Here is a 20,893-nt window from a genome sequence, read left to right on the forward strand (position 1 = left end):
AGATTTTACTTTTGTTAAAAAATTTAACAAACAAATCTACCAAAATGAAAAAACTAAGTATTTTTTTTGTGTCTGTATTGGCACTAGGATTATCAGTATCTTGCAGCAGTAATGACAGTGATAACGCGTCTCTTGAAGGGAAATGGGAAGTATACCAAGACGGAACTATTGTTGACGGAAAAGAAAAATTAACTCCAGTAGTTTACGAAGGAGGTTGCAATAAAGATGTTTTTGAAATTCAAGCAGGAGGAAAATTCATCGATCATTATTCTGAATACAGCAATTCAAAATGTAATGATTATTCTGAAAATGGAACTTGGACTAGAAAAGACAATACAATAACTGTTAAATATGACGGTGATACTTCTGTTGATAATGGAGAAATCTTAGTATTAAATAAAACAACTTTAAAAATTAAATATACATACAGTGTATCTGAAACATATGTAGTTGAGTTCAAACGCATATAATTTTTTTGAAACTTTTTTTAAACCTCAAGCCTTCAAGTTTGAGGTTTTTTTTTACATTTAAAATAAAAAGATGGAACCAATAAGATGCAGCTGGTGTTCTGCCAGCGATTTATATAAAAAATATCATGATGAAGAATGGGGCGTTCCTGTTTATGATGATCCTACTTTATTTGAATTTTTAATTTTAGAAACTTTTCAGGCTGGTTTAAGTTGGATTACAATTTTAAACAAAAGAGAAAACTTCAGAGCTGCTTTTGATTATTTCGATTATAAAAAAATAGCTCTTTACTCTGAAGATAAAATTGAAGAGCTAATGCAGAATACAGGAATTATTAGAAACAAACTAAAAATTAAGGCAGCGGTTTCTAATGCTCTCGCTTTTATGAAAGTCCAAGAGGAATTTGGTTCTTTCTCCGATTATATTTGGAAATATACTGATGGAAAACCGATTGTAAACCATCTAAAAAATTCAAAAGATGCCCCAGCTACTACTCCTCTTTCAGATGAAATCAGCAAAGATTTAAAAAAACGCGGATTTAAATTTGTTGGCTCGACAGTTATTTATGCACACATGCAGGCAACTGGAATGGTCAATGATCATGTGGAAGATTGCTTTACCCGAAAAAGAAAATAGTCTCTGTTTTCAGTCACAGTTTTCAGTTTTTTTGAACCTGAAACTTGAAACCTGAAACTTTTAAACAAAAATTACATATATTTGCTTCACACTTTAGGGGTGTCTACAAACTTGTAGGCTGAGATTTTACCCTCTGAACCTGATCTAGTTCATACTAGCGTAGGGAAAAGTAAGATGACTTCTGCACGCATTTCTATGCGTTCTTGTAGCCATTCCTAAGGTGTATCTATACACTAAACTCAAATAAGGAATGGAACTAAAAATCAATCAACAAACTAAAAAATTCAATGCTGAATCGCTAAGCGTTCAATCATTGCTCGATCTCGAAATTCCGCACAAACAAAACGGAATCGCTATTGCCGTCAACAATACTGTTGTTCCAAAAAACAAATGGAGCGAATTCTTCGTACAAGAAACTGACGAAATTTTAATTATTTCTGCAACGCAGGGAGGATGACATAAATTCCAATCTAAAAATTCCAAATTCCAATTATATACTGGATGCAGACGCACTGCGGTGCGTCTCTACAATTCACATTTTACATCTAACTTTTTACAATATACAAGATTATGACAACAGAAGAACAAATATCCAGAACCCCGTTTCCGAATTCTAAGAAAGTATATATCGATGGAGAAATTCATCCCATAAAAGTAGCAATGCGCGAAATTGGTTTAAGCGATACTAAACTTTCAAATGGCGGAATTGAGAAAAATCCACCCGTAACCGTTTATGACACTTCGGGCGCTTACACAGATCCAAATATTGAAATTGATATTAGAAAAGGATTGCCGAGATTAAGAGAACAATGGATTTTAGATCGAAATGATGTTGAAATCCTAAACGAAATCACCTCAGATTATGGCTTAAGCCGATTAAAAGATGAAAGTCTAAATCATCTTCGTTTTGAATATTTACATCAGCCAAAACGTGCTAAGAAAGGCGCGAATGTAACACAATTGTATTACGCCAAACAAGGCATTATTACTCCAGAAATGGAATATATTGCGATTCGTGAAAACCAGCGTATTGAACTTTTAAATGAGCAAACCAAAGCCATGCAATGCCAGCACGGTGGGAATAGTTTTGGTGCAAATACCCCAAAAAACAAAATCACTCCAGAATTTGTACGCTCTGAAGTTGCCTGCGGAAGGGCGATTATTCCAAACAACATCAACCATCCAGAAAGCGAACCAATGATTGTGGGACGTAATTTTTTGGTGAAAATAAATGCCAATATCGGAAATAGCGCCGTGACTTCAAGCATTGAAGAAGAGGTTGAAAAAGCCGTTTGGGCTTGCCGTTGGGGAGCTGACACTATAATGGATTTATCCACAGGAAAAAACATTCACGAAACCAGAGAATGGATTATTCGTAATTCTCCTGTACCAATTGGAACCGTTCCAATTTATCAGGCATTAGAAAAAGTAAAAGGAATTGCCGAAGATTTAACTTGGGAAATTTTCCGTGATACACTGATTGAACAAGCAGAACAAGGCGTTTCGTATTTTACTATTCACGCTGGGGTTTTACTTCGTTATATTCATTTAACTGCCAATCGTGTTACCGGAATCGTTTCACGAGGCGGATCTATCATGGCAAAGTGGTGTTTGTTTCATCATAAAGAAAACTTCCTTTACACGCATTTTGAAGAAATCTGCGAAATCATGAAACAATATGACGTTGCCTTTTCTTTGGGAGATGGTTTACGTCCAGGTTCGATTGCGGATGCGAATGACGCTGCACAATTTGCCGAATTAGAAACTTTGGGTGAATTGACAAAAATTGCTTGGAAACATGATGTTCAGGTTTTTATTGAAGGTCCAGGGCACGTACCAATGCACATGATTAAAGAAAACATGGACAAACAGCTGGAACATTGTCATGAAGCTCCATTTTATACTTTAGGCCCTTTAACTACGGATATTGCGCCAGGTTACGACCATATCACTTCGGCAATTGGGGCCGCTATGATTGGCTGGTACGGGTGTGCAATGTTGTGCTATGTTACACCGAAAGAACATTTAGGTCTACCGAATAAAAAAGATGTTAAAGATGGGGTAATCACTTATAAAATTTCTGCTCATGCTGCCGACTTAGCGAAAGGCCATCCGGGTGCGCAGTATCGCGATAACGCGTTGAGCAAAGCAAGATTTGAATTCCGTTGGGAAGATCAGTTTAATTTGGCCTTAGATCCAGATACAGCAAGAGAATTCCACGATGAAACACTTCCTGCTGATGGCGCAAAAGTAGCACACTTTTGCTCGATGTGCGGTCCTAAATTCTGTTCTATGAAAATATCTCAGGAAATTAGGGATGTTGCTGCAGCTGAAAAAGGAATGCAGGAGAAATCAGAAGAATTTATTGAACAGGGGAAAGAGATTTACATCTAAAAGAACATAGAGGAAAGATATGATTGTGATTACAAATCCTTTTTTTATTGAAGATGAAACTCAAATTCTTCATTCTTTATTGGAAGAAGGATTGTATTCGCTTCATATCCGCAAACCTGATTTTTCAGAATTAGAAATGGCAAAGTTCATTCATCAGATCAAATTAGAATTTCGGACTAATCTGGTTTTGCACAGTCATCATCAGTTAGCCGAAGATCTTGGCATTGAAAGATTTCATTTTTCTGAGAAAGATAGAAAAGAATTTCCTGCAAGGTTTCCAAAACCTTGTAGGTTTAAATGCGAATCAATTTCAACATCAACGCATTCCATCGAAGATTTCAATTCGTTAGAAACGAAATTTAATTATGCGTTCTTAAGTCCTGTTTTTAAAAGTATTTCTAAAGAAAATTATTCTCCTCAAAAAGATCTTTTTGAAGAAATAAAATCAAGAAAAAATCATAAAACAAAAATGGTTGCTTTGGGCGGAATTGATTCAGGAAACATTCAAAAAGCATTTGAAAATGGTTTTGATGATGTCGCACTTTTGGGAACTATTTGGAAAAATGAAAATCCGTTAAAACAATTTAAATTATGTCAGAAAATCGTCCATTCGCACTTACAATAGCAGGTTTAGATCCGTCTGGAGGCGCTGGAATTTTGGCTGACATCAAGACATTTGAACAGCATAAAGTGACTGGTTTTGCTATTTCTACAGCGAATACTATTCAAACTGAAAATCAGTTTTATGAAATTCAGTGGACTGATTTGAGTTTTGTAATTCGTTCGATCGAAACTTTGTTTTTAAATTATAAAATCAGCGTTGTGAAAATAGGAATTGTGTCTTCTTTACATGATTTAAACCAGATTCTTTCAATTATAAAACAGCTTTCTCCTTCAACAAAAATTGTTTGGGATCCTGTTTTGAAATCGACTACAAAATTTGAATTTATGAATATTGAAGATCAATTAGATTTAAATAAAATACTGTCAAAAATAGATTTGATTACACCGAACTATCATGAAGCTGAAATTTTATTTCCTGATTATATTTCTAAAAAAAATAGATTTTCAACGAACATTTTATTAAAAGGCGGACATAACGAAAAGGCACTAGGAACAGATCGTCTGTTTCTAAAAGATGAAGTATTAGAATTGCTTCCATCAGAAAAAAACTGCTTTGAAAAACATGGCTCAGGTTGTGTACTTTCTTCTGCCATTGCTTCGAATTTAGCTTTAAATCAGCCTGCAAAAGAAGCCTGTAAAAACGCTAAAATCTATATCGAAAATTACTTGAGCTCAACTACAACTTTAATAGGATATCACTATGTATAGCAAACTTCAATATATTTCGCAGGGCGAAACTATCGAAAATCAATTGTATAATATTCATAAAGCACTTGACGCTGGTTGCAATTGGATACAAATGCGTTTTAAAAACCAAACACAAAAAGATGCTTTCACTTTAGCGGAAGCGGTAAAATGTTTGTGCGAAAAGTACACCGCCAATTTTATTGTAAATGACGATTTACATCTTACCAAAGAAATAGACGCTTGTGGAGTTCACTTAGGGTTAACCGATACCAAAATCGACGAAGCAAGAGCAATTTTAGGCGCTACAAAAATTATCGGAGGAACTGCAAATACTTTTGAAGATATCGAAAATCATGTTAAAAATGGCTGTGATTATATTGGTTTAGGGCCTTTTCGCTTTACTGCCACAAAAGAAAAACTAAGTCCAATTTTAGGGCTATCAGGCTATTTCGATATTCTTCAAAAACTGAAAAAAAATAAAATCGACATTCCGGTTTATGCCATTGGAGGAATCACATTAAGAGATGTGAGTCCGTTAATGGAGACTGGAATTCATGGAATTGCCGTTTCTGGAATCATTACCGAAAGTGATGAGAAAGAAAAATTAATTCAACAACTAAACGAAAAATTACATGCAAACATCATTGTTTAATATAGGAGACAAAACCCTTCAATCCCGCTTGTTTCTTGGAACGGGAAAATTTGGTTCTAATGAAGAAATGGAAAGCGCTATTTTAGCTTCAGAAAGTGAATTGGTTACGGTTGCCTTAAAACGTATCGATCTGGAAACTGATACAGATGCTATTTTATCGCATTTAAATCATCCAAATATTAATTTATTACCCAACACTTCAGGAGCAAGAAATGCCAAGGAAGCTGTTTTTGCAGCACAACTGGCTCGTGAAGCTTTAGAAACAAACTGGGTAAAACTCGAAATTCATCCCGATCCGAAATATTTAATGCCAGATCCAATTGAGACTTTAAAAGCAACAGAAGAATTGGCTAAACTCGGCTTTATTGTACTTCCTTACATTCATGCTGATCCTGTTTTGTGCAAACATTTAGAAAGTGCAGGAACTTCTGCCGTTATGCCTTTGGGTTCGCCAATTGGAAGCAATAAAGGTTTAAAAACGATTGATTTCTTAGAGATTATAATTGAACAAAGTGCGGTTCCTGTTATTGTCGATGCAGGAATTGGAGCTCCTTCTGATGCCGCAAAAGCAATGGAAATTGGTGCCGATGCTGTTTTGGTAAATACTGCAATTGCTGTTGCAGGAAACCCGAAATTAATGGCTGAGGCTTTTAAGGAAGCTGTAATTGCAGGAAGAAAAGCCTTTGAAGCCAAAGTTGCCAATCAACAAAATTATGCTTCGGCTTCTAGCCCTTTGACTTCTTTTCTTTATGAGTAATTTTTGGTTTCACGCAGATTTCTGCAGATTAAAGCAGATTTAATTTGATTTTTTTTATCGCTCAAATCTGTATAAAACCAACACCTTAAAAAAGAAAGAAAATTCTTTAATTTTGTTTTTTTTAATAAAATTTAAAGAATTATGACTGAGAATGAAATTTCGTATCTGATAAGAGGAGCAATTTTTAAAGTGTATAACAATTTAGGGCCAGGTTTGTTTGAATCTGTTTATGAAAGCGCTTTGTTTTATGAATTAGAAAAGCTGGATTTAAAGATTCAAAAACAAGTTGAAGTTATAATTCCATATGAAGAAATAACGTTAGATCCAGCTTTTAGAATTGATATTTTAGTAGAAGACAAAGTAATTATAGAATTAAAATCTGTAGAGGATTTAGCCCCTATTCATTACAAACAAGTAGCAACATACTTAAGATTAACAAACAAAAAATTAGGCTTGTTAGTAAATTTCAATACGACAAACATTCTTAATGACATTAAAAGAATTGCAAATAAAATCTAATCAATCACACAGATCAAAATTTAAATCATTTTAATCAGCTTAAATCTGTAAAATCTGCGTGAAACCAAAACAAAATGAAAACATTCAAATCTATTTTTGAGCAATATAATTGGGATGAAATCCAATCCAAGATATATAAAACCACTTCAAAAGATGTTGAACGCACTTTGGCCAAAACCAAATACAATCTTGATGATTTTTTAGTTCTAATTTCACCTATTGCTCAAAATTATTTAGAGCAAATGGCACAAAAATGCCATGAAATTACCAAGAAACGTTTCGGGAAAACCATCCAGATGTATGCCCCGCTTTACTTAAGCAACGAATGCCAAAACATTTGTACCTATTGCGGATTTAGTCTAGACAATAAAATCAAAAGAAAAACACTTTCTGATGCTGAGATAAAACTGGAAGTAGAAGCCCTAAAAAACACTGGCTTTGATCATGTTTTATTGGTTACAGGCGAGGCGAATTATACTGTAAACATCAATTATTTCTTGAATGCCATTAACTTAATCAAAAAAGATTTTTCGATTATTTCTGTTGAAGTGCAACCCCTTTCTACAGAAGATTACGAACGTTTACACAATGCTGGAGTATATTCGGTTTTGGTTTATCAGGAAACGTATCATCAGGAAGTTTACAAAAAGTATCATACAAAAGGGAAGAAATCAAACTTCGATTATCGATTAGAAACTCCAGATCGAATTGGAACTGCCGGAATTCACAAAATAGGTTTGGGCGTTTTATTAGGTTTAGAAGACTGGCGAACAGATAGTTTTTTTAATGCTTTGCATTTAGATTATCTGCAAAAAAAATATTGGCAAACGAAATATTCTGTTTCTTTTCCGCGTCTCCGTCCTGCTGAAGGCATTATCGAACCTAATTTTATTATGGATGATAAAGATTTGACACAACTTATCTGTGCTTACAGATTGTGGAATGAAGATTTAGAAATTTCGATTTCAACTCGCGAAAACGAAAAATTCAGAAACCACATTATTCCAATTGGGGTTACAAGTATGAGTGCTGGTTCTAAAACCAATCCGGGTGGTTATGTTGTAGATCCGCAATCTTTGGAACAATTTGAAATCAGCGATGAGCGCTCAGCAGAAGAAATTTCAAAAATCATTAAAAACGCGGGCTATGAACCCGTTTGGAAAGACTGGGACAAAGCTTATAGTTGAAATGTTTCAAGTTTCAGGTTTGAAAACTTAACATTTTACAATTCACAATTCACAATTCACAATTAAAAAAATGAGTATTATACAAGAGTTCCTTCGTTACAACAGACAAACTATTCTGCCTGAAATTGGTGATGAGGGTCAGGAAAAATTAAAAAAAGCTAGAGTTTTAGTAATTGGCGCAGGAGGTTTGGGCTGTCCGATTTTACAATACATTGCAACTGCAGGAGTTGGTTTTATTGGAATCATGGATTTTGACATTATTGAAATTCACAATCTTCACAGACAGATTTTGTATACCGAAAATGAAATTGGTCAACATAAAGCAATTGTGGCAAAAGATGTAGTTTCAAAACTCAATCCGTTGATTGAAACTGTTGCAATTAATGAAAAACTAACTGCTGAAAATGCTTCAGAAATCATTCAGCAGTATGATATTGTTGTTGATGGTTCTGATAATTTTTCAACTCGCTATTTAGTCAATGATACTTGCATTGAGCACGGCAAACCTTTAGTTTACGGAAGTATTTTAAAATTTGAAGGGCAAATTGCGGTTTTCAATCATAACGGAAGTAAAAATCTTAGAGATTTATTTCCCGAAATGCCAGATCCAAAAGATGTTCCAAATTGCAATTTAAACGGTGTTTTGGGAACATTGCCAGGAATTATTGGCAACATGATGGCGCACGAAACCTTAAAATTAATTTTAGAATTACCAACTTTAAAAAATGAATTGGTCATTTTTAATACTCTAAATTGGAATTTTACAAAACTGAATTTCTAAAAAATAACCTCATCACCAACGCTAATAATTCCAGAATTCAAACTCACGATATTAGTCCCAAATAAAACCGAATTATCTACATTTCGGTATTTACTTAAAGTTTTCAAAGGTTCTTTTTTTAAACGTCCATTTTCTGGATCATTGTTCACCATAACGCATCTTCCGCAAGGTTTTATGTTTTTAAATTGAACTCCGCCTATCGCAAAAGTCTTAAAATCATCTTCTTCATGAGGGTTTTCGGTGCTTACTACAATGTTGGGACGAAATCTTTTTATGGTAATTTTTTCATCGAGCTTCTCATTCAAAAAATCTAAACTTTTGGATCCAATTAATAAATAGGGATAACCGTCTGCCAAACTCACATTGAATGTTTCTTTTAATCTGGAGCTTTCGTGTTTACGATCTCCATTTTTTATTATTTTAACCAATTTGCATTCAAAACCTAAATGCAGGCTAAACCATTTTGATATTTCTAGATTTACCTCAACAACTTGGCTTTTATCATCCCACACATTTACTTCTATTGCATCTTCTAAACTTTCGTCAGTAGAGAATTCATGTTTTTGATCCTGAAACGTAATACTGATTTTTCCATTTGAGATCTGCGGATAAAATTGGCTCATAATGCGATGTTCTCTCTGCGTCAGCATTTGATTTTCTGCATTAATGAGCATCCAACGTCGATCGTTTTCAAATCCCATTTCTTCAGCTTTTGCAGACGTAAGGCTGATTCCCGCCAAACTCTTTATCGGATAAATATAAATTTCTTTTACGCTGTAAATTGCATTCATTTTCTATTTACTTTTTAAAATGGACATAAAGTCTTCACGATCAATTTGGCGACAACCCAAACTATCCAAATGTGGATTATAAACCTGACAATCTAATAATTTATAATTCTCTTTTTCTAAATGATTTACTAGAGATATAAAAGCCACTTTAGAAGCATTTGACACTTTCGAAAACATACTTTCTCCACAGAAAATATGTCCCAAATCGACGCCATACAAACCTCCAACTAAAACATCGTCTTGCCAAACCTCAACTGATTTTGCAATTCCTTGACGATTAAGTTCACAATACGATTCTACTATATCATCTGAAATCCAAGTTCCGTCCTGGCCAATACGTTGTATTTTCTGGCAGTTCGAAATTACTTCTTTAAAATTGGTATTAAAGGTAACTGTAAATTGTTTTCTATTTAAAATATTCCGCATGCTTTTAGAAATAACTAATTCGTCTAAAAACAAAACCATACGAGGATCAGGTGCCCACCAAAGTATAGGCTCACCTTCATTAAACCAAGGAAAAATTCCTTTTTGGTACGCCAATTTTAAGCGTTCGGGACTCAAATCACCACCAACAGCCAAAATACCTTCTTCATCGGCTTCTGAAACGGGCGGAAAATATAAATTATCAAATAAGAAATACATTATTTAAATTTCAATGACAAAATTCTAATTAGAATTATTAATTCAAAAACAAAATTCCAAATCCCAAACTCACGTGAATGAATTGGAATTTGGAATTTATAATTTGGAATTTAAACCTTTTTTAGAACGGTAAATCGTCTGGTTCGTCTTCGTTTATACTTGTTGCTGGTGCAAAAGTTTCTGCAGCTGGCATTGGTGCTCCTTGTGCAGGCCCTTCTGGAGCTAATCTTTCGATTCTCCAACCTTGAATACTATTGAAATATCTAGTTTCTCCTTGTGGGTTAACCCATTCTCTTCCTCTTAAATTGATAGAAACTTTTACTGCATCTCCTTGTTTATAGCTACTCAATAAATCGCATTTATCTTGTGTAAATTCGATTAAAATATGTTGTGGATACTGCTCCTCAGTAGTAACAACTAACTCTCTTTTTTTGAATGAGGCACTAACTTGCTGCTCTGGGTTAACCACTTTTACTTTTCCTGTAACTTCCATCTTCGTCTATTTAATTATTGTTTCTATTTCTTTTTATTTTTTAGCTAAAAGTACTTTCCAAGCCGATTCTACATCGCCATTATCCAAGTATTTTTTGGCCTCTAAGTGTACTTTTTTCTGGTCGTCTGAGCTTAAAACTCCTTTGACTGCGAAATTTTCTTTCACAAATATAGTAACTTCTTCTTTTGTAGGCAAGGCTTCTATATTACCTAATTTTCCTAAATCATTTCCATCAAAAACAAGGCTTTCTTTTACAAAATCTGGTATTGCATCTACTCCAACCCCTAGTGTTGTCAAGGGTTTTGCGACTTCAAAAAGTCCTTGATTAGATCTTGAATACCAATTATTTCCAAGTCTCGAAACTAAGTCAATTTTATGCTGATCGATTGCTCCATTTTCATCTAGAATCGATTCATCGATATGAATTTTCACCACTTCGCACAAAATCAGATTTCCTGCTCCACCTTCTGTTCCTAACGGAATAATCTGCGTAATCTTACACTCAAACTGAACGGGAGATTCTTTTACACGATATGGTTTTACTAAATCTGAAGGAATTTGGGTTAATCCCGCTTTAATAAATTCGTTTACTCCGTCTCCATATTCTGTGCTTGCTAAAGAAGTTTGCTGTACAATATCGTAATTTACAACATTTATCACTACTTCTCGAGTTGCTTCGGCATTAATTAAAGTATGTTTAATGGTATTATCGCGAACACGTCTTGATGGCGAAAAAACCAAAATTGGCGGATTGGCACTAAATACATTAAAGAAACTAAAGGGAGATAAATTTGGAATCCCTGTTTCGCTAATTGTGCTTGCAAAAGCAATAGGCCTCGGTCCGATTGAACTCTGCAGATAGCCTTGCAATTTGGCCGTTGGAATTTCTTTTGGGTTAACGCTGATCATACTTTAAAATTTAGACAGAATCTCATTTTAGTAGCTACAAAAGTATTGAAATGGTTTAATTCGAAGAAATAGTTTTGCAGATAAAAACGAAAAATCTTTCCACATCGGCAAAATATAAAATGTGTATATTTCGTTATATTTATACCTCAAAAAAACTGATATGTCTTTTTCTGAAAGAACAAATACAACCCGCTGGATTATTATTTCGGTCTGTTTTATAATCATTTCTCTAATTCTTTGGAACACTTATACTTTCTTCCAAATTTTTAAAAATGAAGAACGCTTGAAAATGAACCTTTTTGTAAAGGCTCAAATTTCAATAGTTAATGCAGATGAAAATACCGATGTAGAGCTTCCTCTTCAGATTTTCAACAATAACACTTCTATTCCGGGTATAATAATGTTGTATGATAAAGTGGTGAGTGCAGTAAATGTTCCCGACGAAATTCTGAATGATAAGAAAAAAAGAATTGCTTTCTTGAATAAGCTGAAAAATGAAAATGAACCAATCACTTTCGAATATGCACCAGGAAAATATCAGACGTTATATTATGGCAACTCTTCATTGCTAAATAAACTCAAATATTATCCAATTGCACTGCTTCTAATTATATTTTTATGTATTGCTTTAATTTACAACTTTTATAAAAGCACCAAAATGGCAACCCAGAACAAACTTTGGGCAGGGATGGCAAAAGAAACAGCGCATCAGATTGGCACACCACTTTCTTCATTAATTGGCTGGGTTGAAATATTAAAAACAGAAGATATTGATCCGTCTATTAGTATCGAAATCGAAAAAGATATCGAACGTTTACAGACTATTACAGATCGTTTTTCCAAGATTGGTTCGATACCCGTTTTAGAACTTCATGACATCGTACAAGAAACTAAAACTGCTTATGAATATCTACAATCTCGTTTTTCAAAGCAAGTCGCGTTTACGTTTCAAGCTCCAAACGAACCTATTTTAGCTATGATAAATCCAACGCTACATAGCTGGACAATCGAAAATTTAGTTAAAAATGCTATTGATGCTATGAAAGGAAAAGGAACACTAGATCTCTATCTCGAACAAGATGCAAATCATGTAAAAATCAACATTAAAGATTCTGGAAGCGGAATTCCTAAAAAACAATTTAAAACTATTTTTGAAACTGGTTTCACCACTAAAAAACGCGGCTGGGGTCTTGGTCTTTCTTTAACTAAAAGAATTGTCGAAGAATATCACAATGGAAAAATAAAAGTACTAAGTTCGGAAATTGGGAAAGGAACTACTTTTCAGATTTCATTAAATAAAAAAGTGCAGTAATATTGCTGCACTTTTTTGTTTTCTATATAATTTTTCAGCTTTATATGGCTTCGACTCCGCTCAGCCTGACAAGCTTATTCTATTTGAATCTTATAAATTTGACTGAATATCTTTTGCTAAAGCTTCGAATTCTTCTTTTGAAAGAGAAACTTTATCAATAAAACGCATTTCATCCATATGATTTAACGGAATCAAATGTACGTGTGCATGGGGCACTTCAAGCCCAACAACTGCAATTCCGATTCTTTTGCATGAAACTGTCTTTTCTAATGCTGCTGCTACTTTTTTAGAAAACTTCATTAGCCCTAAATACAGTTCTTCATCCATATCAAAAATCTTATCGATTTCTTGTTTCGGAATACAAAGTGTATGTCCTTTAGCATTCGGATTTACGTCTAAAAATGCTAAATAGTTCTCGTCTTCAGCGATTTTGTATGCCGGAATTTCTCCGTTAACTATTTTAGTGAATATTGAGCTCATGGTTTATTTGGTTAATCGTTTAACTGTTTATTCGTTTAACCGATTAAACAGTTAAACGATTAAACTTTAAAATATTTAGTCTCTAGAAATTTCTAGAATTTCAAATTTCAAAATTCCGTTTGGAACTGTAATTTCAGCTACTTCTCCAACAGATTTTCCTAATAAACCTTTCCCGATAGGAGAAGTTACAGAGATTTTACCTGTCTTTAAATCTGCTTCACTTTCAGCAACAAGCGTATATTTCATCTCCATTCCGTTGCTTTGATTTTTGATTTTTACATTCGATAAAACCAAAACTTTAGAAACATCCAATTGAGATTCGTCAATTAATCTTGCATTTGCATATACTTCTTCTAGTTTAGAAATTCTCATCTCTAACAAGCCTTGTGCTTCTTTTGCCGCATCATATTCTGCATTTTCAGACAAATCTCCTTTATCTCTTGCGTCTGCAATATCTTGAGATGCTTTTGGACGCATTACACTTTTCAGGTGCTCCAATTCATCTTTTAATTTTTTTAATCCTTCAGCTGTATAATAAGATACTTTACTCATAACTTCATCGTTTATATAAATACAAAAAATCCCATCGCGACGGGATTTTCTTACCACAAATATACTATAATTTTTAATAGTACATAATTATATGTTAATCATATAGATTTCAAATCTAAATAAATTATTTTTGTTTTAACTAATTCTTATTCAAATAATGAAAAAAATCTGGTTTTTTATCGCATTTACTGCTATTTTATTCTCTTGTAGTGACAATAGCAAGAGCAACAACAATCCTTACATTCCTAATTATTCTGTAAACGCATATCTTGATACCAATTTGCCAACTTATAACAAGTTAATGTATCCGAGCAACCCTGTTTATGTTGCCAATTACGGTGCAAAAGGAATTATTGTTATGAAAACTGGCGAAGGAACCTACACCGCTTTTGATGCTGCGTGTCCAAATCAAGCCTTAACTTCTTGCACTGCAATGACAATTGACGGAATTTATGCTGTTTGTTCTTGTGATAAAACTCAATATAATTTATACACGGGACTTGGAGACAAAGAATATCCGATGAAACAATATCGAGTGGAATCTTCTGGAACTGTTATTCACGTATACAACTAAAAACAAAAAAGCCTGAAAAATAAATTTCAGGCTTTTTTTGCATTTGGCTTAATTAGAATTTCAAACTCAAACCAATTAAGAAATTGGTTCCCGCTTGAGGATAATAGTATGGATAAACATCGTACATGTATCCGTTTGAAACATATTTTTTGTCGAAAATATTATTAACCAAAGCCGTTATGGTTATCGATTTAAAAATCTTATTAGGAATTATTTCGTAAGAAGCATTAAAATCGTTTACGAAGTAATCTGCCAATTTTGCCGCAGGAAGTTCAATGTTATTCATGTATTGTTCTCCAACATATTTCTGCAATAATGAAAGATACAATCCCTTAAGCGGTTTATATACTACTACGTTTCCGGCAATAACTTCTGGAGAATACGCAATTTTAGTTGTTCCGTAGTATTCGCCATCAACAGCCAAATCTACATTTTTGTTGCTGCTCAAAGTAAAGTTTGGTCGTAAAGTAAATTTCTCAGAAAGCGCAATTGTGGCGTCAAATTCAAAACCTAAACGGTAACTTTTCTCTGTGTTGGCACGAATTGGGTTTCCAACATCGTCTAATCTACCTGTTAAGATTAATTGATCTTTGTAAGCCATATAATACACATTAGAATTAAGTTGGAATTTCTCTGTATTAAATCTCCATCCTAACTCGTAATCATTTAATTTTTCAGGTTTTACATTTCCGCCTTCGTAATCGGTTCTATTTGGCTCACGATTCGCTCTTGCATAAGAAAAATACAAAGTACTATTTTGAGTAAAGGCATAATTTAAACCTGCTTTAGGATTAAAAAAATTGAAATTATCATCTACCAAGCCAGTTTCTGCACTATTAGCCTTGTACTTTACATTTCTATATTGTAAATCGCCATAGAAACTTAATTTTTCTGTGAATTGATAATTTGCTTTCGCAAAAATATTACCGTCTGTTTTTGATGAATAATCATCGTAGTAGTGATCTCCTAATTCAGACTGAGAAGCATATCTCGCCCAAATTACTTTTCCGAAATGATCTCCTTCATATTTATTCCAGCCTCCGCCTAAAATCACATTCAAGTCCTCTGTTACATATTTAGCAGAAAAAGTAGTTCCGTAGAAATCATTATCCAACCATTTTTGACGAATCAAATCTGTTGTTGTTACTGTTCCAACAGGATTTAAACTATAATCGGCCATGTCTGCATCTTCTTTATAATTTTCGAAATAACCTTTTCCTTTTGTATAATGCAATGCAAAATTTGTACTCCATTTATCAGAAATTGATTCGCTCCAATGCAATTGATAATGATCTTGATTGTAATTATCGGTTTCGTTATCATAATAACGTGTTACACCAAACTCATCTGTATATACTCCTGCCGAATTATATTTTCTGTTTTCGTTTAATGTTTCCCCGTCAATTCCATTCCAGGATTGATATGTTTTTTGAGTTCCGCCAAAAACCAAAGCTTTAATCAAAGTCGTTTTGCCAACATAAGTCCCTTGAAGGAAATATGATTTTAAGTCTGCGCTTCCACGATCAATATAACCATCTGTTTTTATTGTAGATAAACGTCCCGCAATTTCAAAATGATCATTCATCAAACCAGTACTAAATTTCACTGTATTTTTAAATGTATTGAAAGATCCTGCAGAACTAGAAATTTCGCCAGTTGCTTTATTAGCATAATTATCTGTTAGTAAATTTAAACTAGCTCCAAAAGCACCTGCTCCATTTGTAGATGTCCCAACCCCGCGTTGTAGTTGAAGGCTTTCTACAGAAGAAGCAAAATCAGGCATATTTACCCAAAAAGTTCCTTGACTTTCTGCATCATTATACGGAATTCCGTTTATGGTTACATTTACACGAGTAGCATCACTTCCACGCACACGAATTCCGGTATAACCTACACCGTTACCTGCATCTGAAGTTGTTACAACCGAAGGAAGATAATTCATCAGAACAGGAATGTCCTGACCTAAATTTCTGTACTTAATTTCTTTTTTATCCATATTGCTAAAACTCACTGGGGTCTTAGAAGTGACACGAACTGCAGAAACTAGAACATCGTCAAGCTGATTAACCTTTGTAGAATCTTGCTGTTGCGCAAAAGAGAAAAGAGAATAGAAAAAAGAGAATAGAAGAAATAAAATAGATTTGGTTCTGCTCATTTTTTGAACCTTAGAACCTTTGCAACTTAGTACCTCAGTACCTTTAAAGATAGTTTTCATTCGTAAAGAATTACGAATAAAAGGGGGAATTATTCTTTTGTTAAATTAATAAATGTGTTTCCCGACAAAATAAAGTGTGTACGCTCGATTGTGTCGTTTTTCCCTTAGCAACATTACTCGCTCAGGTTCTTTGGGTATGATCTCAGCTCGTTATTTAGAGCACCCCTTTGAGACAGTGCAAAGGTAATGTTAAAATATTTAAAACTCCAAAAAAGAAATTCCAAATTCCAAAACAGACTAATTCTGATTCTTTTGGAATTTGGAATTTTAAAACTTGGAATTTATTCCAAGTTCGGTTTTCTTCGAGATTGTTTTAAATCAGAAACATTCTTTTTGTCTTTAATTCTCTTTTTAATTACCGCTTTCGGAACTTTTGTAGCCTTCCTTACTTTCGGAACATGCAATCCTTTTTTGATAATTTCCAAAAATCGTTTAATTACAATTTCTTTATTTTTAAGCTGACTTCTGTCTTCGTCACAATTTAAAATCAGGAGATTTTCTGAAGTTAATCTTGCTGAGAGATTTTCCTGCAAGAGTAGTTTTTCTTCATCAGACAAAGCTTGAGAAGCATTCAAATCAAAATTCAGAACTACTTTTGATGAAACTTTATTTACGTTTTGTCCGCCCGAGCCGCTACTGCGAACGGCTTTAAAGCTTAATTCTGATATAATTTTTTCTGCATCCATATTATTGTGGCTGATGTGCCGCTTTCAATAAATCGTTTACCGTTTTTACGGGATTAAAAGTAATCAAAGGAACAGCGACAAAAACGGTTAACCAGTTGGCCATTGATCCGTTCCATAAACCAGGTAATTCGTAATTTTTAACTGATTTTCCCTCAACACTTTTTTCAACAATAAATCCTGCTTCTTGATCTACATATTGCAGCAGATTAAATTTTTCGTTTTTATAGTTTTTTATACCACAAACCAAATCTACAGGATTAAAATGTGTTGCCTCGGCTAAAATTTTCTCTTGTTTTTTATCTTCTAAATCAACTTGTGAAGTCTCTACAATCTGAAGCGATTTTATTCCTTTTTTATTCATAACCCAAAAAGGGCCACCGCCTGGTTCTCCTTCATTTTTAACCATTCCGCAAACGCGAATTGGTCTATCTAAAAGCTCTTTCAGTTTACTTATTTTATTTTCAAAAGTAAATTTATTGAAATCAGCAGTCATTTCAACGCTAAAACCCTTCTCTAAAAAAAGAAGTATTTCTTCAATATTATCTTCTTTAATTTTCTCTTGATCAATTAATCTTAAATATTCAAAAACCTTTTGCTGCATCTCAACCAAAACGCCTGCCAAAGCTTTTTTATACAATGTAATTTGATCAATATGATTTTGGATTACATTATCTATATTTTTAATAAAAATTACATCGGCATCCAGATTATTTAAGTTTTCAATCAAAGCGCCATGTCCTCCTGGCCTGAAAACCAAATTGTCGTTCTTATCTTTTACCAGCTTATTTTTTGTATCTATTGTGATAGAATCTGTGCTTTTACTTTGATAGGAATATCCAATGTCAATCTTAATACCTGAAGGTTTTTCGATTTTATCTTTAATTTCAGCAACCGCTATTTCAAATAAGTTTTGATGTATCTCTGAAACTGTAAAATGCAAATTAGATACATTTTTTGATGATGCATAATGTACGCACTCATTCAAATGTTCTTCAATCGGATTGGCAATGTGGGTATCATATTGATGAAATGGTAAAACAGCTTTGGGTTTGTTCGCTGAATTAAAATATTCTGGAGACAGGAGTAATTTTATAAAATAGTAATTTTTATAATCTCTTTCTAAACTCTCAAATTCAGGATAAATTTCTCTTAATTTTTTATCTACCGTCTCAAAGAAGGGAAACTTCTCCATACCAACAATAAAAATAGCAAGTTCTTTATCGTTTTTTCTGTTTATGTATGCATTTATTGTTTCTTTTGTAATATCAAAATCATTCAGAAATGCTATTAAGAATTTATACATTCTTGTTGCCGCACCTGATGCTGGAACAAATTTTTTAATTTTAAATTTATCCTTTTGCTGATCAAAAAATAAGGCTTTCTGCTGAAATTCATTCTCCGATAAATTTAAAATCCCATCATTGATTGTGGCTGGTCTAATTAAATTACTTTTTGCAATTCCTTTTTTAAAACTTTTTAACTGTTTTAGAATAGCATCAAAAGAAATACCTCTATTGTATATCTGCACAAAATCATTCGATGAGAAATCATTTTCTTTAGCAATAGTCAAATTCTCAATAATGGCTGTTGCTTTTTCCAATCTCGTTTCTTTATTACCAGATAAGATTATAAAGGGCTTTTTTGTATCTATTAAAGTTTGTTTAAAAGCAGAAAAAACAGTTTCTCTTCCTTCGGGAGTATCGCGAATATCGTCTTTTTCCCAAGGAACATCAATATCGGTCAAGAAAAATAAATCGTATTCATGTTTTAATGCCGCCTCATTCAAAAGCGGGTCACAAAAACCATAATACATTTCAGAGAATACTTTAGTCACCATTAAGTTGGTGTCACAAAACAAATATTTGTTTGCACTGGCCAATTTTTCGTTTTCTAATGCAGTCTGTCCATAAGCAATTGGCAACATATCATCTGCTACACAAATATGCTGATTTTCTTCCCATTTTTCTTGCAAATAGTCACGTGCAAACTCAGGAACCCATTCTGTTTCGTAGTAATCGGCAAGCTGTTTTGCTAAGGTTGTTTTCCCTGTACTTTCAGGTCCAAACAAAGCAATTTTTATGATATTTGTTTTTTGCTGTCTAAGATCTTTCTCCATTCTAAATAAGCTGAAATAGCCAAAATTGTAAAAATTATATACTGAAGTGACAGCATCCCTAGGCCACGATAAGCATAAAGAGGCACAACAATAATATCACCAATAATCCAAAGTGTCCAGTTTTCTATTTTTTTTCTGGCCATGTACCACATTCCAGCAAAAAATATCCCAGACGAAATCATATCGACATAATTGTCTTTATGAATTTCATAGTCAAAATATTTATAAATCCCGAAAACTACAAAAACGGTCACAATAAACAGTAAGATTCCGATTATTTTTTCATTAAAACTTGTACGGGTAATCGGCAGATTGTCTTCAGTCGTTCCTCCTTTTGCCCAAACGTACCATCCATAAATACTCATTATTGAGAAATAAGCATTAATAATCATGTCTCCTATATAACCCGCAACATAAAGCAGATAAACCGATATTACGGTAGCAATTAGTCCTGTTGGATATACCCAAATATTTTCCTTTTTAGCAAACCAAACGCTCAAAATTCCGCAAACAAATACTAAAAACTCTAAAGCAATATGCCATAGCGGTGCATTTTTATAACTTTCTAAGAAAAAATCTATCATCGGAAATGTGGTATTTGGCGTTTATTGTTCAAAAAAATGACTGTTGTTTTCAAAAGCAGTTCCAATAACAACCAAATCTGCACCAGCCTTATATGCTTTCTGAATTCCGTGCAAATCTACAATTCCTCCACCAACAATAACAGGAATTTTAATATTTTGAGAAATCAGCTCAATCATTTCTGTCGGAACAGACTGTTTTGCGCCACTTCCGGCTTCTAAATAAATCAGTTGATTTCCTAACATTTCTCCTGCCTGTGCTGTCGCCAAGACCAAATCAAGATTTTCGCGACTTAAGGGTTTCGTTTTACTTACACGAGCAACAGCGGTTTCTTTACCGCTTTCTATCAAAATATAACCAGTAGAAATAACTTCTAAGTTTGTTTTCTTAAGAATTGGAGCAGCCTGAACTTGATATTCAATTAAATAATCGGGATTTCGGCCAGATAATAAAGATAGAAACAAAATACCATCTGCCTTTGGTGAAATCTGCGAAGGATCTCCAGGAAACAAAATAACAGGCAGATTCGTTTCTTGTTTTAATGCCGTAATTAATTCCTCTAAAATATTATTCTGAACAATACTTCCTCCCACAAAAATATGAGTTGCCGGAGACTGAATGATTTTATCAATTAAATGATTTAAATTTTCCAGTACAATTTTATCAGGATCCAAAAGCACTGCCAGTAGTTTTTGACCGTTGCTTTTAGCTTCTAAAATCTGTTGTCTAATAGTGAGTAATTGTTCTTGCATACCAAGGTGTAAAAGTAAAAGTTTTTTAATGCAGAAGAACTATTTTGAATAAATTATATTTGTTCTACGTCTTTTGATAACATA

At 33.6% G+C, this 20,893-nt stretch carries 24 protein-coding genes and 1 riboswitch; of the genes, 13 read left to right on the top strand and 11 right to left on the bottom strand.

What is annotated here, in order from left to right:
• Positions 1-44 precede the first annotated feature (44 nt).
• The 11 genes from SOM12_RS09990 (at position 45) to SOM12_RS10040 (ending at position 8,705) form a co-directional block, all read left to right on the top strand.
• Positions 45-470 carry a lipocalin family protein gene (locus tag SOM12_RS09990; RefSeq protein WP_141248110.1) on the top strand — a complete coding sequence of 142 codons (426 nt, stop codon included), beginning with the start codon at positions 45-47 and terminating at the stop codon, positions 468-470.
• Between the two features lie 70 nt (positions 471-540).
• Positions 541-1,104 (top strand): DNA-3-methyladenine glycosylase I, encoded by a 564-nt coding sequence (locus SOM12_RS09995; RefSeq protein ID WP_095927960.1) that lies wholly within the window; start codon positions 541-543, stop codon positions 1,102-1,104.
• A gap of 85 nt (positions 1,105-1,189) precedes the next feature.
• Positions 1,190-1,287: riboswitch (TPP riboswitch) on the top strand.
• A 67-nt stretch (positions 1,288-1,354) separates the two neighbouring features.
• Positions 1,355-1,561 (top strand): sulfur carrier protein ThiS, encoded by a 207-nt coding sequence (gene thiS, locus SOM12_RS10000; RefSeq protein ID WP_095927961.1) that lies wholly within the window; start codon positions 1,355-1,357, stop codon positions 1,559-1,561.
• Positions 1,562-1,674: 113 nt separating this feature from the next.
• Positions 1,675-3,498, top strand: coding sequence for a phosphomethylpyrimidine synthase ThiC (gene thiC / locus SOM12_RS10005; RefSeq protein ID WP_320493335.1), 1,824 nt, complete (start codon positions 1,675-1,677; stop codon positions 3,496-3,498).
• Between the two features lie 19 nt (positions 3,499-3,517).
• Entirely contained in the window at positions 3,518-4,123 is a 606-nt protein-coding gene (locus SOM12_RS10010; RefSeq protein WP_320493336.1) for a thiamine phosphate synthase, read from the top strand.
• Positions 4,090-4,830 (top strand): hydroxymethylpyrimidine/phosphomethylpyrimidine kinase, encoded by a 741-nt coding sequence (locus SOM12_RS10015; RefSeq protein ID WP_320493337.1) that lies wholly within the window; start codon positions 4,090-4,092, stop codon positions 4,828-4,830. Before SOM12_RS10010 ends, SOM12_RS10015 begins: the two co-directional genes overlap by 34 nt.
• Complete coding sequence (locus SOM12_RS10020; protein ID WP_320493338.1) at positions 4,823-5,461, top strand: thiamine phosphate synthase; 639 nt, start codon at positions 4,823-4,825, stop codon at positions 5,459-5,461. Before SOM12_RS10015 ends, SOM12_RS10020 begins: the two co-directional genes overlap by 8 nt.
• Positions 5,442-6,218, top strand: coding sequence for a thiazole synthase (locus SOM12_RS10025; RefSeq protein WP_095927966.1), 777 nt, complete (start codon positions 5,442-5,444; stop codon positions 6,216-6,218). Before SOM12_RS10020 ends, SOM12_RS10025 begins: the two co-directional genes overlap by 20 nt.
• A gap of 141 nt (positions 6,219-6,359) precedes the next feature.
• Entirely contained in the window at positions 6,360-6,737 is a 378-nt protein-coding gene (locus SOM12_RS10030; protein WP_095927967.1) for a GxxExxY protein, read from the top strand.
• A 74-nt stretch (positions 6,738-6,811) separates the two neighbouring features.
• Positions 6,812-7,924 carry a 2-iminoacetate synthase ThiH gene (gene thiH / locus SOM12_RS10035; RefSeq protein ID WP_095927968.1) on the top strand — a complete coding sequence of 371 codons (1,113 nt, stop codon included), beginning with the start codon at positions 6,812-6,814 and terminating at the stop codon, positions 7,922-7,924.
• A 70-nt stretch (positions 7,925-7,994) separates the two neighbouring features.
• On the top strand, positions 7,995-8,705 hold the full coding sequence (locus tag SOM12_RS10040; protein ID WP_320493339.1) for a HesA/MoeB/ThiF family protein: 711 nt from the start codon (positions 7,995-7,997) through the stop codon (positions 8,703-8,705).
• Here SOM12_RS10040 and SOM12_RS10045 read toward each other — a convergent pair.
• From SOM12_RS10045 to SOM12_RS10060, 4 genes are all read right to left on the bottom strand, one after another.
• Entirely contained in the window at positions 8,702-9,496 is a 795-nt protein-coding gene (locus tag SOM12_RS10045) for an MOSC domain-containing protein (RefSeq protein WP_320493340.1), read from the bottom strand. The genes SOM12_RS10040 and SOM12_RS10045 overlap by 4 nt on opposite strands.
• A 3-nt stretch (positions 9,497-9,499) precedes the next feature.
• The gene (gene aat, locus SOM12_RS10050; RefSeq protein WP_320493341.1) at positions 9,500-10,138 is read right to left on the bottom strand and encodes a leucyl/phenylalanyl-tRNA--protein transferase; all 639 of its coding nucleotides are present in this window, start codon (positions 10,136-10,138) and stop codon (positions 9,500-9,502) included.
• 121 nt (positions 10,139-10,259) lie between these two features.
• Complete coding sequence (locus tag SOM12_RS10055) at positions 10,260-10,631, bottom strand: DUF3127 domain-containing protein (RefSeq protein WP_095927972.1); 372 nt, start codon at positions 10,629-10,631, stop codon at positions 10,260-10,262.
• Between the two features lie 33 nt (positions 10,632-10,664).
• A complete protein-coding gene (locus SOM12_RS10060; RefSeq protein WP_095927973.1) occupies positions 10,665-11,540 on the bottom strand; it encodes a flavin reductase family protein in 876 nt (291 codons plus the stop codon).
• A gap of 160 nt (positions 11,541-11,700) precedes the next feature.
• On the opposite strand from SOM12_RS10060, the gene SOM12_RS10065 reads away from it, so the two are divergent.
• Positions 11,701-12,852: a HAMP domain-containing sensor histidine kinase gene (locus SOM12_RS10065; protein WP_320493342.1), complete on the top strand. Its 1,152-nt coding sequence runs from the start codon at positions 11,701-11,703 to the stop codon at positions 12,850-12,852.
• A 90-nt stretch (positions 12,853-12,942) separates the two neighbouring features.
• Here the strand turns inward: SOM12_RS10065 and SOM12_RS10070 are convergent, their stop codons facing one another.
• Both SOM12_RS10070 and greA read right to left on the bottom strand, forming a co-directional pair.
• Complete coding sequence (locus SOM12_RS10070) at positions 12,943-13,332, bottom strand: HIT family protein (protein WP_320493343.1); 390 nt, start codon at positions 13,330-13,332, stop codon at positions 12,943-12,945.
• 75 nt (positions 13,333-13,407) lie between these two features.
• Complete coding sequence (greA, locus tag SOM12_RS10075; protein WP_057117494.1) at positions 13,408-13,884, bottom strand: transcription elongation factor GreA; 477 nt, start codon at positions 13,882-13,884, stop codon at positions 13,408-13,410.
• Positions 13,885-14,041: 157 nt separating this feature from the next.
• Between greA and SOM12_RS10080 the strand changes: the two genes are divergently transcribed.
• The gene (locus SOM12_RS10080; protein ID WP_095927976.1) at positions 14,042-14,458 is read left to right on the top strand and encodes a hypothetical protein; all 417 of its coding nucleotides are present in this window, start codon (positions 14,042-14,044) and stop codon (positions 14,456-14,458) included.
• Between the two features lie 52 nt (positions 14,459-14,510).
• Here SOM12_RS10080 and SOM12_RS10085 read toward each other — a convergent pair whose 3' ends face one another.
• The 5 genes from SOM12_RS10085 to SOM12_RS10105 all read right to left on the bottom strand — a co-directional run bounded on the left by SOM12_RS10085 (position 14,511) and on the right by SOM12_RS10105 (position 20,809).
• Positions 14,511-16,673, bottom strand: coding sequence for a TonB-dependent receptor (locus SOM12_RS10085; RefSeq protein ID WP_320493344.1), 2,163 nt, complete (start codon positions 16,671-16,673; stop codon positions 14,511-14,513).
• Between the two features lie 281 nt (positions 16,674-16,954).
• Entirely contained in the window at positions 16,955-17,359 is a 405-nt protein-coding gene (arfB, locus tag SOM12_RS10090) for an alternative ribosome rescue aminoacyl-tRNA hydrolase ArfB (protein ID WP_095927978.1), read from the bottom strand.
• Position 17,360: 1 nt separating this feature from the next.
• Positions 17,361-19,475, bottom strand: a complete 2,115-nt coding sequence (locus SOM12_RS10095; RefSeq protein WP_095927979.1) for a DUF4301 family protein — start codon at positions 19,473-19,475, stop codon at positions 17,361-17,363.
• Positions 19,436-20,059: a nicotinamide riboside transporter PnuC gene (gene pnuC / locus SOM12_RS10100; RefSeq protein WP_095927980.1), complete on the bottom strand. Its 624-nt coding sequence runs from the start codon at positions 20,057-20,059 to the stop codon at positions 19,436-19,438. The genes SOM12_RS10095 and pnuC overlap by 40 nt, the downstream gene beginning before the upstream one ends.
• A gap of 21 nt (positions 20,060-20,080) precedes the next feature.
• A complete protein-coding gene (locus SOM12_RS10105) occupies positions 20,081-20,809 on the bottom strand; it encodes a geranylgeranylglyceryl/heptaprenylglyceryl phosphate synthase (protein WP_320493345.1) in 729 nt (242 codons plus the stop codon).
• Positions 20,810-20,893 lie beyond the last annotated feature (84 nt).

Source organism: Flavobacterium sp. CFBP9031, assembly GCF_034044945.1.
Taxonomy (GTDB): domain Bacteria; phylum Bacteroidota; class Bacteroidia; order Flavobacteriales; family Flavobacteriaceae; genus Flavobacterium.